Raw genomic sequence first — 13,338 nt, 5'->3', positions numbered from 1 at the left:
CTCTTATCGAGTCACGGGATCCAACCCGTGTTGTTCAAAGGTTTTCCACTCATCGTTTCGAGGCGAGCCTTCCCAGTCGCCTGCAGCCAGGCAGGCGTACGCGCCGTGAGCGTTGCCGCGCCGCAGTGCGGCAGGAATGTCGGCCCCGGACAAAGTGGCGGCCAAGTAGCCGGCGACAAAAGCGTCCCCTGCCCCGACTGTGTCCAGAGGTTGTACGGGGTTCGCCGCGCATCTGAACGTTCGGCCGTTTGCAGTGGCCAACGCACCGAGAGCGCCCAATTTGAGTACTGCGGTCCGCTGACCTTCGCCGGACAATGCCTCGAGCTGGGCTTCCTCGGTGGACCGACCACCTACCACGATGGCTGCTTCATCAGGTCCGGCAAACACCAAGTCGGACTCATTAATGAAGGGGCCAAGAGACGCGGCTGCCTCGTCAGGTGACCAAAGGCCGGACCGGTAGTTAACGTCGAAGGAAATCAGCGTCCCTGCAGCCTTTGCTGTTTGGACGGCCGACCACGCCGCCTCCCTCGCCGTATCAGAGAGTGCGGGGGTGATTCCGGACAGGTGGAGGATCTCTGCGCTCCGTATGTGGTCGTGCGGCAGATCCTTGGCCTCCAAGCGGGACCCTGCTGACCTATCGCGGTAATACTGCACCCGTGTCTGTTCCGCTGTGCGGCGCTCTTTGACCATCAGGCCAGTTGGTGCATTCGGGTCGATGGTCACGTGAACGTGGACGCCCTCGGCCCGAATTTCCCGGCGGACAAGCTCGCCGAAGGAGTCGTCACCGGTTCTTCCGGCCCACGTCACGGCCACGCCGGCTCGCACCAGACCGATGGCGACGTTACTCTCGGCTCCACCGATGCCCAACCGCAGGGAGCCGGCGTGCGCGATGGGCCCGGGCTCCTGTGAGCGCATGAGGGCCATGGTTTCGCCGAAGGTAACTACCCTGGAGGCTTCCTGTACCGTCACTGAAGGCGTGCTTTCGCCTCGGCAGCCACGTAGCCGCGCGCCCTGTCGGTCAGTTCCTTCAGGTTCCCGCCCTTGAAGGCATCGCCCGTGAGGGGGCCACCAATGCTGACCGCCGCCGCGCCCGCCCGGAGCCATTCCTCGGCGGCGGCGAGGTCGACGCCCCCTGAGGGGATGGCCATCAGGTCAGGGAACGGGCCCCTGATCTGGGCCAGATATCCCGGTCCGACGGTGGCCGCGGGAAATATCTTTACTGCCGCGGCTCCCTGAACCCATCCGGCGTGAAGTTCGGTCGGCGTCAGTCCTCCCGGGAGAATCGGCAGGCTCGCAGCAGCGGCCGCTTTCAGCACATAGTGGTCGGTGACGGGCGTCACGATATAGGAGGCCCCCGCCAGGGCTGCCGCTTCGACCTGTTCGACTCGCGTGACAGTGCCGATCCCGAGATCGATGTCATCCCCGAATTCGGAAAGCAGTTCGCCGAAGTGCTCGAAGGTTCCGGGGGTGGTCAGGGTCAGCTCGACGCTGGGAATTCCTCCTGCTATCAGTGCCCGGATCACGGGGGCGTACTGGGTGGCGTCAGGAGCCCGCAGGACCGCGATGATACGACCCTCGCGGCTTCGTTCAGGCAAAAGCAATCGGTCCATTTGTGTCCCTTGGTAGTTCAACGTTGTCATAGGGCACCCGCCAAGGCCTTCTCCCGAGTCTGGCTTTTAATCTCCAACGGCTCGATTTTTCCGATCATGAAGGCATAGATGAGTGCCCCTGCGATGGCCACACATCCGGATATGACCAGGGGTACGACGTACGATCCGCCGGAGATAGTCAGCAGCAGGCCGGTCAGCGCAGGGCCGATGAAGCCCGCAACATTAGCGAAAGCGTTCTGGATACCGGCGAGAGAAGAGACCTGACCTGCGTCAGGGGCAACATCAGCGGGCAGGCTCGCCACGTTGCACCCGGCGAAGGCAACCGCACCGTAGGAGATGGAGAGAAGCACCAGGGCTGAGACAGCGCTGTCGGCGAAGGCGGCAAAAATGATAACCGAGGAGCCGAGCATGCCTCCTACCAGGCAGAGCTTCCGTGCCCTACCCGCAGGCCAGCCCTTGCGAAGGAGGTAATCCGAAGTCCAGCCACCGGCGAAACTGCCTAGGACGGCAACCAGCCCCGGAATCATTCCGAATACGCCGAGCTGGAGGATATCGAAACCACGGGCCTGCACCAGGTAGCTCGGGAACCAGGTAATGAAGAAGTAGATAACGTAATTGAGGCAGAAAAAGCCGAGGATCATGGCCCAAACGGTCCTGTAGCGGAACAGCTGGCGCCACGGGATCGAGGGGGCGCCGGACGGCGCGTCATCGACGCGGGCGCCGCCGGCCCGAATGTATTCCAATTCCGCTGCTGAGCCGCGCCCATGCCCCGGATCCCGGTAAAGGAACCAGAACCCGATGGCCCAAAGCACCGCCAGCGCTCCCGCCACCACGAAGGTACCGCGCCAACCGACAAGGGCAATAAGACCTGTGACGATGGGAAGGGAAAGTGCTGAACCGAATCGAGATCCGTTGTCCCACACGCTGGTGGCAAAAACTCTTTCCTCCACCGGGAACCACTTCGACGTCACTTTGACAGCGCCCGGGTAGTTGACCGACTCACCTAGGCCAAGAAGGAAGCGGGTGATGAGCAGGTGAACCGAATTCGTGGACAACGAGATGGCCATGGTGACGAGGCCCCAGAGCACGGCGCCCCCGGCGAAGAGCGGACGGACAGCCCACCGGTCGAAAAGCCGGCCCACGGGCATCTGCGTCAAGGCATAACTGGCAAAGAACGCACCCAGAAGCAACCCGGACAAGGCATCAGGGATATGAAGGTCCTGCCGGATGAAAGGCAGCGCAACCCCCAGAACCGTCCTATCCAGGTAGTTGATGAAGAACGATACCGAGCACATGCCGATAACGAACCACCGGAAGTTGTTGCGCAGGCCCTTGGGCCTTATTGGTGCGGTTGTTGAAACGTGCGTGGACAACTGTGTCCTCCCCTATCGCCATTGATGAAACGTCCGCAAGGCAACCCCGACAGCCAGCGATGGAGGTGAACGAGGAGGACGGAACCATGCCACCGTATGAGGTGTGTTTCGTCAGGTCAAATGCACATTTCGTACTACGAAACGCTGTGTCCTCTTCGACAAGTCGGTTCCCGGCCGGAGCACCTGAGCCCAACCTTCTCGATCCGCGCCTGCCCCAGCAGCTTGACCCTCATCGACCCGGCCTCTTCGCGGTCCACCTAACAAGCAGAATGAAACGGTTTTAGGTTCATTGGGCCGGAGGATAAGGTCAATGGCGTGAGCAATTCAGAAAAAAAACTTCGAGTGGTAGCTTCGACTCCGATCAGCGAGACTCTCATTCAGCACATCATTTCGCTCGAACCCCGGATCGACTTCGTGCGGGACCAAGAACTGCTTCCGCCGATGCGTTATCCGGGCGACCACGCTGGGGATCCGGCCTTCCTGCGCACGCCGGAGCAGCAAGACCGGTTCGATGCCCTCGTCCACTCGGCCGAGGTTCTGTACGGGGTGCCTGATGAAAAGCCGGCCACGCTGAAGCGCGCCGTAGAAGCAAATGCGAACCTCCGCTGGGTTCACACCATGCCTGCCGGAGGCGGCGCCCAGGTCCGTGCGGCGAGCCTAAGCCAGGACCAGCTGGACCAGGTAGCGTTCACCACTTCGGCAGGGGTGCATGCTGAACCACTGGCAGAATATGCGATCTTCGGCCTGCTTGCAGGAGCAAAAAGCCTCCCCCGGTTGCTGGCACAGCAGCAGAAGCGAGAATGGTCCGGGCGCTGGACCATGGGTCTTATCAGCGAACAGCGCATATTAATTGTTGGCCTAGGCAGCATCGGCCGGGCCGTCGCTCGAAAGCTTAACGCCCTCGGCGCTCATGTCATCGGCACGAGCAGGCACGATGCTGCCGTGGACAAAGTGGACGAACTGGTCCGCACAGAGGCGCTTACCGAGGTCGTAAAGAATGTCGACGGCATAGTCGTGACACTGCCCGGCACAAGCTCTACGGAAGGTATGGTCAGCGCTGAGGTTCTAAGAAACGTCAAACCCGGTGCCACGCTGGTGAGTATTGGTCGTGGGACGGTGATTGATGAGACAGCCCTGACAGCTGCACTGGAGGATGGTCGGATCGGATTCGCCGCCCTTGATGTGTTCGCCAATGAACCGCTGCCGCCTGAGAGCCCGCTGTGGTCTTCGCCCAACGTGCTGATCAGCCCGCACACCGCCGCGCTCAATGCCGCCGAGGACCGGCTGATCGCCGAACTGTTCGCAGAGAACGCTGGCCGGTTCCTCGATGGCAGGCCCCTGATCAACAGGGTTGACACCGTCGAGTTCTACTAAGGAGGCCCAGCGGGTCGGCTGAGGCATGTCGCCTTATGACGTAGCCCGATTGTGACGGCGCAAACGACGCCGGCGCGGTAGATCAGGGCATGTCGGAGAGCGCTGCGGGGTTCCCCCGTTGGTCAGTTGATTCGTCTCGTTACTCAAGATTGCCTCGGACTGAGAGCCATGTGTTGCCCCCGGCAGTGTTCATTTGCCGTCGCCCCAGAGCCCCAGCCTCAGGAGGGATCCACTACGGCGTTAGGCTATTGAATTTTTCGTGGGGACTCGTGCGTTCTTCTATGCTGCTCCGGCCCGCCAGCAGGGCAATTACCGGCGCGGCCTCACTCTCACCATCCCGCGCCGATTTTGCGAGGTCAAGTCGCACGGGCCCGTTCTGATCAACCCTGGTCTCCGTTCCCTCCGCAACGGCGAATGAATTTCTCGCTTCGGCATCATCTGCATAAGTCTTCTTTTTCGCCCCGCGCCCTGGGCCAGTCCGCGGCACGTTTCACAGCCGCTGCCTCCGGCAGAAACGCTCGCGTAGTTAGTGCGGGTCAGGCTGTTGCATCTTAGGCACCGGCACAACCGCACACCTACGCTTCCCAATCTAGTGAGCCCCCAACCTGACGGAAGATCCTTAATCGGCATTATCAGGGAATGCGCAGAAGAGCCGTTGTCGAGCGTACCGCTGAGCCGGAAGTCGACGGCCTCGCCGCGCGATGCCGTAGTCCCGAGGCCGGCCGCCCACGGACACGCCCCCAATGAACGGGGCAGCACGGCCTTGGCGACGCAGCCAGCATGTGCAGGACGCCGGTCCTTGGCCGTAGGCTGAGCCGGTGCGTACTTTCGGGGTAGAAGAGGAACTTCTGTTGATCGACCCCGAGAGCGGTTTCATCACGCCCCGGGTGCCTGAGCTGCTTTCCCTGGATACGCGCACTGCACCCGGCCTGGAACTCGTGGCCGAGCTGCAGTTGGAGCAGATTGAAGTCATCACACCGGTGCATACGGATCTGAAGGAGCTGGCCGCAGACATTGTGGCAGGCCGCTCCCTGGCTGACGGCCTTGCCAGCAGACTCGGCGCAAGGGTGGCCGCCCTGGCGACCCCCGTTCTGCCATTTACCCCGCACCTGTCCCCGGTCTCCCGGGTGCAGACGATGACTGAGCGCTTCGGCATGACCGCCCAGGAACAGCTGACCTGCGCCTGCCATGTCCATGTCGGTGTCTCCTCGCCGGAGGAGGGGGTCGCAGTACTGGACCGCATCCGGAACTGGCTTCCCGTGCTGTCGGCGCTGAGTGCGAATTCACCGTTTTGGCAGGGCGTGGACACCGGTTACGCCAGCTACCGCACACAGTCCCTGTACCGGTGGCCGATGGGCGGGCCAGCCGAAATCTACGGCTCCGCCGGCTCCTACCGGCAGAGTGTCAAGGCGATGCTGGGAACCGGAGTCCCGCTGGACGAGGCCATGCTTTATCTGGACGCGCGCCTCTCACGCAACTACCCCACCGTGGAGATCCGCGTAGCCGATGTCTGCCTGCACCCGGATGACACAGTGCTGATCGCCGCCTTGTGCCGGGCCTTGGTGGATACCGCAGCCCGCGAATGGCAGTCGGGTGTCCCGCCGGTTCCCGTACCGGCCGCCGTCCTCCGCCTTGCCGCCTGGCGAGCCAGCAGGTCCGGAATCACCGGGGAGCTGCTGGATCCCGTAACCGCGTCGGCCCGCCCCGCCGGGGCGGTCCTGGAGCAGTTCCTGAACCATGTGAGGTTCGCCCTGGCCGAAAACGGGGATGAAGAACACACTGAGGTTCTCTTGAACCGGCTCCACCGCAGGGGAACCGGCGCACAGCAACAACGCTTGGCGCTGCAGCAGGGAAACGCCCTGCACGATGTGGTCACCGCGGCTATCGACGTGAGCCACTGCGCATCGAGCCTGCAGGGAGACGCCGCCTAAGGCGTCGGACGATCGCCGAACATCCCGAGCGGCCCCTCGCCCAATTGCAGTACGCCCGCGCAAATCAGCAGGCATAAGCTGATACCAGAGCGTCTCTTCCAGCGCCGGGAGGTCATTATGGAGATCGAAACCGCCGAAGTGAGCGGTCATGATGTCACCACCATCACCTGTGTCTGCGGGAACACAGTCGGCAAGGACGGATTGATTCAGGCCAACTCAGAAGGTGTCCCCGTCCACACCGGAGAGAACACGCCGGTCCCCGCCGAACTCGCGGAGTGGCCCGCGGATGAGGATCTCTACACTCTGTGTCCGTCATGCGGCCGCGTATACCGTGATGCGATCATCGAAGAGACAGGGACCGCGCCCGTCGCTTTCCGAGTCGACGTCAAAGTTGCCCCATTTGCCGAGGCCATCCGAGTCCATTGGCAACTCAGCACTTAGGCCAGTCCGTCACGGTGACGTCTGACCTCCACCTGCCGTTGGGCTGAAGGATCACCGAACCGTCGGAGGCGTGAACTGGCTGGCGGCAAACTCCGCTCTTACGGCCCGGAGCGGACCGCTCTTCCCACCAGCGCAACCCCTCCGCCGAGCAGCAACGCGGTGAGAGCACGCCGTTGCGCGGTCCGGCGGCGGCCACCCCACCCACCTTTAACGGACCCCTTCCGCCCTTCCTCCGATGGCTGGTACAGGTTTCCTGACGAGTCCTGGGCGTCGTAACGACGGGACAAGTGGGTCTTGTCCACCTGGACGGCCATCGTCGCCTCCACGGCGCCGGGCGTGATCTTGTGCTGGAGAGCCAGCATCCGGCCTCCCGGACCAACGACAGTTTCCCGCCGGGGCTTCCTCGCAGCCTTCACGATGGTGCGCGCCGTGCGTTCCGCGGTGTACAGCGGCGGCATTGCAACCACCCGGCGGCCGGTGTAGTTCGCGGCATGCTGGAAAAACGGGGTGTCCATGGTGGCCGGCATGACCGTGCAGACCTTCACTCCGGTTACGCCGTCCAGCCGCAGTTCCGAACGGATACTGACGCCCAGGGCCCGGACTGCGGCTTTGGACATGGAGTAGGCCGCTGTGTAGGGCTGGGCGATTTCTCCAACGATGGACGACACATTGACGAGCACGCCTGAACCTTGCTTGCGCAGGTACGGCAGGGCGGCCCGGGCACCGTGGACATAGCCCGACACATTAACATCGAGCACCCGCTGGAAATCACGGAGCGGGACATCAGTAATGCGTCCGAAGACGGATATTGCCGCGTTGTTGACCCACACGTCGAGTCGGCCAAACTCGTGGACAGCCCGCGCCGCCAGCGCCTGCACCGCCTCCGGGTCGGTCACGTCGGTGGGCACAGCGATTGCTTGGGCCCCGCGCTTCCGGCATTCCTCCGCCACCGTTTCGAGGGCCTTGGTACTGCGTGCGGCCAGCACCAGCCGCGCCCGATTTTTGGCGAAGCGCAGAGCAGTGGCGCGGCCGATGCCACTCGACGCACCGGTAATAACTACAACCAAACCCTTGGAGCGCACCTGATCCCCCACCTGTTGCCGTAGTCCCATTCAGCACTCGATGCTAAGCAGGCTTATTTGTTTGATGGTACCGAGGTGTGACGCCGGGGGCAACGATTCATCCAAGCCGGCCCGGCCCGTCATTCATCAAGGTGTGTGCCATAGAACGCGCTCCGACAGTACCCCTGACCCCTTCCCCCGGCCCTGCCTTGCGCGTAAGACGGGGAGAAAGAGTCCGGACAAGGCGAGCAAGCCTGACAACACGGAAGGCAAACGAAAATGACCGACGACCAGAAACAGGCCCCAGAGCAGATGGCGGCAGCGCAGTCCGACGTCGTCAGAAGCTTGGCCGCCCAACTGCGGGTGGACTCCATACGGTGCAGCACGGAGGCGGGGTCCGGCCATCCGACGTCGTCGTTGTCGGCAGCGGATCTCATGGCGGTCCTCCTCGAGCGCCACCTCCGCTATGACTGGGACCAGCCGTCGCTGGCGACCAACGACCACCTCATTTTTTCCAAAGGCCACGCCTCCCCGCTGCTGTACGCCATGTACCGGGCCGTGGGAGTGGTCGACGAGGACGAACTGATCCATACCTACCGGCAGTTCGGCGGCCGGCTGCAGGGCCACCCAACCCCTGTCCTGCCGTGGGTCGACGTCGCGACGGGGTCCTTGGGCCAGGGTCTGCCGGACGCCGTCGGCGTCGCACTGGCCGGACGGTACCTGGACAAACTGCCCTACCGCACGTGGGTGCTGTGCGGGGACAGCGAACTGGCCGAAGGATCCATCTGGGAGGCCCTGGACAAGGCCGCCTACTACAAGCTGGGCAACCTGACCGCCATCGTGGACGTCAACCGGCTGGGCCAGGACGGCCCCACCGAACTCCAATGGGACATGGACCGCTACGCCCGGCGGGTGGAGGCCTTCGGCGCCCATCCCCTCGTCATCGACGGGCATGACATAGCCGCGATCGACGACGCGTTCGCCCAGGCACAGTCCCGGCCCGACCAGCCCACGGTCATCCTCGCCAGAACCATCAAGGGCAAAGGCGTCCCCGAGGTCGAGGACCAGAACGGCTGGCACGGCAAGGCGCTCCCCAAGGACCTGGCCGACCGCGCCGTGGCAGCCCTCGGCGGACCCGGCGACCTCCGGATCAAGACAGCCCTCCCGGAACCGGGCACGCCTGCCATCACCCCCGATCCGCACGCCACCGTCAAACTGCCACGGTGGGAAGTGGGTGAGGAGGTCGCAACCCGGGCCGCCTTCGGTGCTGCCATTTCCGCGCTGGCCGCCCGTCCCGACGTCGTCGTCCTGGACGGCGAGGTGGGAAACTCGACCCACGCCGGCGAGTTCCAGGACGTGGCACCGGAACGGTACTTCGAGATGTTCATCGCCGAACAGCAACTGGTCGCGTCCGCGATAGGGCTTTCGGTCCGGGGGTACATCGCCTTCGCCGCGAGTTTCGCTGCTTTCCTGGTGTCCCGGCCCTTCGACTTCATTCGGATGGCGGGCGTCTCGCAGGCCAGCATCAGGCTGGTGGGCACGCACGCCGGGGTTGAAATCGGCCAGGACGGGCCGTCCCAGATGGCGCTGGAGGACATCGCCGCCATGCGGGCCGTGCACACCTCGACCGTGCTGTACCCGGCAGACGCACCCTCCACCGCCCAGCTCATCCGGACGATGGCGGACACCGCCGGCATCTCCTACCTCCGCGCCACCCGCGGCGCCTACCCGGTCATCTACGGGCCCGATGAAGAATTCCCCCTCGGCGGCTGCAAGGTCCATCACGCAGGAACCGACGACGCCGTCACGCTCGTAGGTGCCGGAGTGACACTGCACGAGTGCCTCACCGCCGCCGGGCAGCTCGCCGACGACGGAATCAACGCCCGCGTCATCGACCTCTACTCCATCAAACCGGTCGACGCCGAATCCCTGCGCCGGGCCTGCCGGGAAACCGGGGGCCGGATCGTCGTCGCCGAGGACCACTACCCCGAAGGCGGCATCGGGTCCGCCGTCCTGGAAGCTCTCGCCGGCACCGACACTCCCGAACTCCACGTTGCCTTGCTCGCCGTCCAGGGGTTGCCGACCTCCGGCAAACCCCAGGAGCTTCTCGACGCCGCCGGCATCTCCGCTCGCCACATCACTGCAGCCGCCCGCGGCTTGGTCCGGTCCGTACCAACGCCCAACGGTTAGCAACACCGGTCCACGTGCGCCCTGCGCAGACGTCAGGATTCCGCGCCGCCGTCATCCTCGGTTTTTTCGTGGGCAACGCGGATTGCGGCCAGAGCCGCCGTGATCGACGCTTCGGCCGCCGCCTTGTCGACACCCAGGCCGGCGAGAACACCCGCGCCGGCTTCGAGTTCCAGCAGCGCGAGGAGGATGTGCTCAGTCCCGACGTAGTTGTGGCCCCAAGCGCAGGGCTTCCCGGAAGGTCAGTTCGAGCGTCTTCCGCGCCTGCGCGTCGTAGGGGATGAGGTCGGGAACCTGGTCCGCCGCTGGCGGCAGCGCGGCGCTGGCGGCCTGCCGGACGGCGTCGAGGGATACCCCCTGCGAGATGATGGCCCGGGCACCGAGGCCGTCGGGCTCGGCGAGCAGCCCCAGCACCAGGTGCCCGGGGTCGATCTCGTCATTGCCTGCCGCGCGCGCTTCGTTCTGGGCCCCCATCACCACGTTCCGGGCACGGGGCGTGAACCGGCTGAATCCCTGGCCTGGGTCGAGGTCCAGGGGTTCGGCGGAACCCTTGGGAACGAAACGCTTCTGGACCGCTTGCTTGCTGACGCCCATGCTCCGGCCGATGTCCGACCACGAGGCACCGGAGCGCCGCGCCTGGTCCACGAAATGGCCAATCAGGTGGTCGGCCACTTCGCCCAGATGATCTGCGGCGATCACCGCGTCGGACAGCTGGTCCAGGGCATCCGGGTGGACCTTCTTGATCATCTCGATGAGTTCGTCGAGCCGGACGGGGTTCGTCATTCGAAGTGGATCTGTCATGGGTCAACGTTAGGTTGACGCGGACCGCGCGTCAACCCGTGGTTGACGACCGGGTGAAGGCACCTAGGTTAGCCTGCTGTCTGTAGGTAAACTTCCGGCCGCTTCGACGGCGGTCGAACGTCGTCCCAGCTGCATCGCCTACATGACCGACAGGAGAACGCCTTGACCGAAACCACAGTGGCGGAGGTGATGGAGGAGCTGGCAGGGCTTGAAGACCCGGGCGCACGAAGGGTCAACGAGAAACACGGCGACGATCACGGCGTGAACCTCGGAAAGCTGCGCGCCCTCGCGAAGCGGCTGAAGATCCAGCAGGAACTCGCCCGCGAGCTCTGGGCGACGGAGGACACCGCGGCAAGGCTGCTGGCCACCCTGATCTGCCGCCCGAAGGCATTCGAGCGTGACGACCTGGACCACATGATGCGCCAGGCGCCGCCGGAAGGTGCACGACTGGCTCGTGAACTACGTGGTGAAGAAAAACCCGCATTCCGAAGAACTCCGCCTGGCCTGGTCCGCCGACCAGGACCCGGTGGTCGCGAGCGCGGGCTGGGCCCTGACCGCCGAACGCGTGGTCAAGGACCCTGAGGACCTCAACCTCCGTGGGCTTCTCGACACCATCGAGGCGGAGATGAAGGACGCCCCGGACCGGCTGCAGTGGGCAATGAACTCCTGCCTCGCCCAGATCGGGATCCAACACCCCGAGCACCGCGCCCGGGCGATCGACATCGGCGAGCGCCTCGAGGTGCTCAAGGACTACCCGACTCCCCCGAACTGCACATCTCCGTACGCGCCCATTTGGATCAGCGAGATGGTGCGTCGCCAGCAAGATAGCTAGGAGAGCTCACCCCTCCGACTCAACCTTCACGTCAGGGTAATGTTGCTGTCGCGGCTGAAAAGTGACCGGCCTGCTCGTTCTCCCCACCCCCTCTGGATTCCGTGACGGGGCTGGACCCGTGCGCAACGTGGCGTGCAGACATGTAACCCACCGCTCTCCCGAGAGAGCCAAGCCCCTGGAGCCGCTCCTTGGCCACCGCCGAACGCCCGCGCGTCATCCGCACCCCGGTCACCGTACTGAGCGCTCTGCGCTCGCCGCAGCAGCTGTCCCGTGAAGTCCTCGCCGGCATGGTCACCACGCTCGCCCTGGTCCCGGAGGTCATCTCGTTCTCGATCGTCGCCGGCGTCGATCCGATGGTCAGCCTCGTCGCCTCCATCGTCCTGGCCGTGACGATGTCCTTCCTTGGCGGACGGCCGGGCGTGATCACCGCCGCAGCCGGATCCGTCGCCCTCGTCATCGCCCCGCTCGTTCACAGCCACGGAGTCCAGTACGTTCTGCCCACGGTGATCCTGGCCGGTGTCATCCAGATCGTCTTTGGACTCGCCGGCCTTGCCCGCCTGATGCGGTTCATCCCGCGTTCGGTGATGATCGGGTTCGTCAACGCCCTGGGTGTGCTCATCTTCATGGCGCAGGTGCCCCACGTGCTGAACGTCCCCTGGCTCGCCTATGCCCTGTTCGCCCTGACGTTCGCCATCATTTTCATCCTTCCGCGTTTCACGAACGTCATCCCGTCGCCGCTGGTGGCGATCGTGGCCGTCACGGCCATCGTGATCATCGCCCACCTCGCCGTTCCCAACGTCGCCGACGAGGGCCCCCTCACCGGGAAGCTCCCCGGGCTCACCCCGTTCCTCGTTCCGCTGGACCTGGCGACCCTGCAGCTGATCCTGCCGACGGCGCTGAGCGTCGCGTTCGTCGGTCTCATGGAAACCCTCCTCACCGCAAAGCTCGTTGACGACATCACCGACACCCGCTCCCCCAAGGGCCGCGAGTCCTGGGCCCTGGGCGTCTCGAACATCCTCGCCGGGTTCTATGGCGGCATCGCCGGCTGCGCGATGATCGGCCAGACCGTCCTGAACGTGAAGACCGGGCGGGCCCGCACCCGCATCTCCACCCTGGTGGCCGGGGTGTTCCTCCTGGCCCTCGTGACCGGGCTCAGCTCGGTCATGGGACAGATCCCGATGGTGGCCCTCGCCGCGGTCATGATGGTCGTCGCTGTCACCACCGTCGACTGGCACAGCGTCAAACCGTCCACCCTGAAGCGGATGCCGCTCCCGGAGACGATCGTCATGGGCGTCACCGTCGCCGTCGTGGTCCTCACCGGCAATCTCGCCTACGGCGTCGTCGTCGGCGTCGTCCTCGCGATGGTGCTCTTCGCGCGTCGGGTTGCGCACGTCATCAGCGTCGACCGGACCGTGGCGGACGACGGCGGGACCGTCCGGTACGAGGTGACGGGGCCGCTGTTCTTCGGGAGCAGCAACGACCTCGTGGACCAGTTCTCCTACGCCGAGGATCCGGCGTCCGTGACCGTCGACCTCAGCCGGGCCCAGATCTGGGATGCCTCAACGGTCGCCGCCCTCGATTCCATCGAGGCGAAATACAAAGACCACGGCGCCACGGTGACGATTGTCGGCCTGGACGAGCGCAGCGCCGGGTTCCACCGCCGCCTCACCGGCCAGCTGGGCGCCTGACACCCTCCGCTGGGCCGCCCGGCCGGCCGGGACCGTAACG

General features: G+C 64.7%; 11 protein-coding genes and 1 pseudogene. 6 read left to right on the top strand and 6 right to left on the bottom strand.

Annotation, left to right across the window (positions count from 1 at the left end; translation table 11 throughout):
* Nucleotides 1-3 precede the first annotated feature (3 nt).
* From QFZ65_RS03395 to QFZ65_RS03385, 3 genes are read right to left on the bottom strand one after another with little or no spacing between them, the layout of a single operon-like run.
* Nucleotides 4-969 (bottom strand): sugar kinase, encoded by a 966-nt coding sequence (locus tag QFZ65_RS03395; RefSeq protein WP_306908167.1) that lies wholly within the window; start codon nucleotides 967-969, stop codon nucleotides 4-6.
* Complete coding sequence (locus QFZ65_RS03390) at nucleotides 966-1,610, bottom strand: bifunctional 4-hydroxy-2-oxoglutarate aldolase/2-dehydro-3-deoxy-phosphogluconate aldolase (protein WP_306908166.1); 645 nt, start codon at nucleotides 1,608-1,610, stop codon at nucleotides 966-968. Before QFZ65_RS03390 ends, QFZ65_RS03395 begins: the two co-directional genes overlap by 4 nt.
* 26 nt (nucleotides 1,611-1,636) lie before the next feature.
* Nucleotides 1,637-2,983 carry an MFS transporter gene (locus QFZ65_RS03385; protein WP_306908165.1) on the bottom strand — a complete coding sequence of 449 codons (1,347 nt, stop codon included), beginning with the start codon at nucleotides 2,981-2,983 and terminating at the stop codon, nucleotides 1,637-1,639.
* Nucleotides 2,984-3,298: 315 nt separating this feature from the next.
* Here QFZ65_RS03385 and QFZ65_RS03380 point away from each other — a divergent pair, with 315 nt between their 5' ends.
* The 3 genes from QFZ65_RS03380 (at nucleotide 3,299) to QFZ65_RS03370 (ending at nucleotide 6,729) form a co-directional block, all read left to right on the top strand.
* Nucleotides 3,299-4,357 carry a D-2-hydroxyacid dehydrogenase gene (locus tag QFZ65_RS03380; protein WP_306908164.1) on the top strand — a complete coding sequence of 353 codons (1,059 nt, stop codon included), beginning with the start codon at nucleotides 3,299-3,301 and terminating at the stop codon, nucleotides 4,355-4,357.
* An 818-nt stretch (nucleotides 4,358-5,175) separates the two neighbouring features.
* Nucleotides 5,176-6,288 carry a glutamate--cysteine ligase gene (locus QFZ65_RS03375; protein ID WP_306908163.1) on the top strand — a complete coding sequence of 371 codons (1,113 nt, stop codon included), beginning with the start codon at nucleotides 5,176-5,178 and terminating at the stop codon, nucleotides 6,286-6,288.
* A 117-nt stretch (nucleotides 6,289-6,405) separates the two neighbouring features.
* A complete protein-coding gene (locus QFZ65_RS03370; RefSeq protein ID WP_306908162.1) occupies nucleotides 6,406-6,729 on the top strand; it encodes a hypothetical protein in 324 nt (107 codons plus the stop codon).
* Between the two features lie 98 nt (nucleotides 6,730-6,827).
* Here QFZ65_RS03370 and QFZ65_RS03365 read toward each other — a convergent pair whose 3' ends face one another.
* Complete coding sequence (locus QFZ65_RS03365) at nucleotides 6,828-7,841, bottom strand: SDR family oxidoreductase (protein WP_306908161.1); 1,014 nt, start codon at nucleotides 7,839-7,841, stop codon at nucleotides 6,828-6,830.
* A gap of 228 nt (nucleotides 7,842-8,069) precedes the next feature.
* On the opposite strand from QFZ65_RS03365, the gene QFZ65_RS03360 reads away from it, so the two are divergent.
* Complete coding sequence (locus tag QFZ65_RS03360; RefSeq protein WP_306908160.1) at nucleotides 8,070-9,980, top strand: transketolase; 1,911 nt, start codon at nucleotides 8,070-8,072, stop codon at nucleotides 9,978-9,980.
* Between the two features lie 32 nt (nucleotides 9,981-10,012).
* Here QFZ65_RS03360 and QFZ65_RS19080 read toward each other — a convergent pair whose 3' ends face one another.
* On the bottom strand, nucleotides 10,013-10,153 hold the full coding sequence (locus tag QFZ65_RS19080; protein ID WP_373427628.1) for a hypothetical protein: 141 nt from the start codon (nucleotides 10,151-10,153) through the stop codon (nucleotides 10,013-10,015).
* A gap of 19 nt (nucleotides 10,154-10,172) precedes the next feature.
* Nucleotides 10,173-10,778, bottom strand: a complete 606-nt coding sequence (locus QFZ65_RS03355) for a Clp protease N-terminal domain-containing protein (protein ID WP_306908159.1) — start codon at nucleotides 10,776-10,778, stop codon at nucleotides 10,173-10,175.
* A 189-nt stretch (nucleotides 10,779-10,967) separates the two neighbouring features.
* Between QFZ65_RS03355 and QFZ65_RS03350 the strand changes: the two are divergent.
* Both QFZ65_RS03350 and QFZ65_RS03345 read left to right on the top strand, forming a co-directional pair.
* A pseudogene (locus QFZ65_RS03350) lies at nucleotides 10,968-11,610 on the top strand (DNA alkylation repair protein).
* A gap of 188 nt (nucleotides 11,611-11,798) precedes the next feature.
* Nucleotides 11,799-13,298 (top strand): SulP family inorganic anion transporter, encoded by a 1,500-nt coding sequence (locus QFZ65_RS03345; protein WP_306908158.1) that lies wholly within the window; start codon nucleotides 11,799-11,801, stop codon nucleotides 13,296-13,298.
* The last annotated feature ends 40 nt before the right edge of the window (nucleotides 13,299-13,338 follow it).

The organism is Arthrobacter sp. B3I9, assembly GCF_030816935.1.
Lineage (GTDB): Bacteria > Actinomycetota > Actinomycetes > Actinomycetales > Micrococcaceae > Arthrobacter.
Note: the sequence above shows the minus strand (reverse complement) of the source record. Positions and strands in the feature narration are given on the sequence as shown.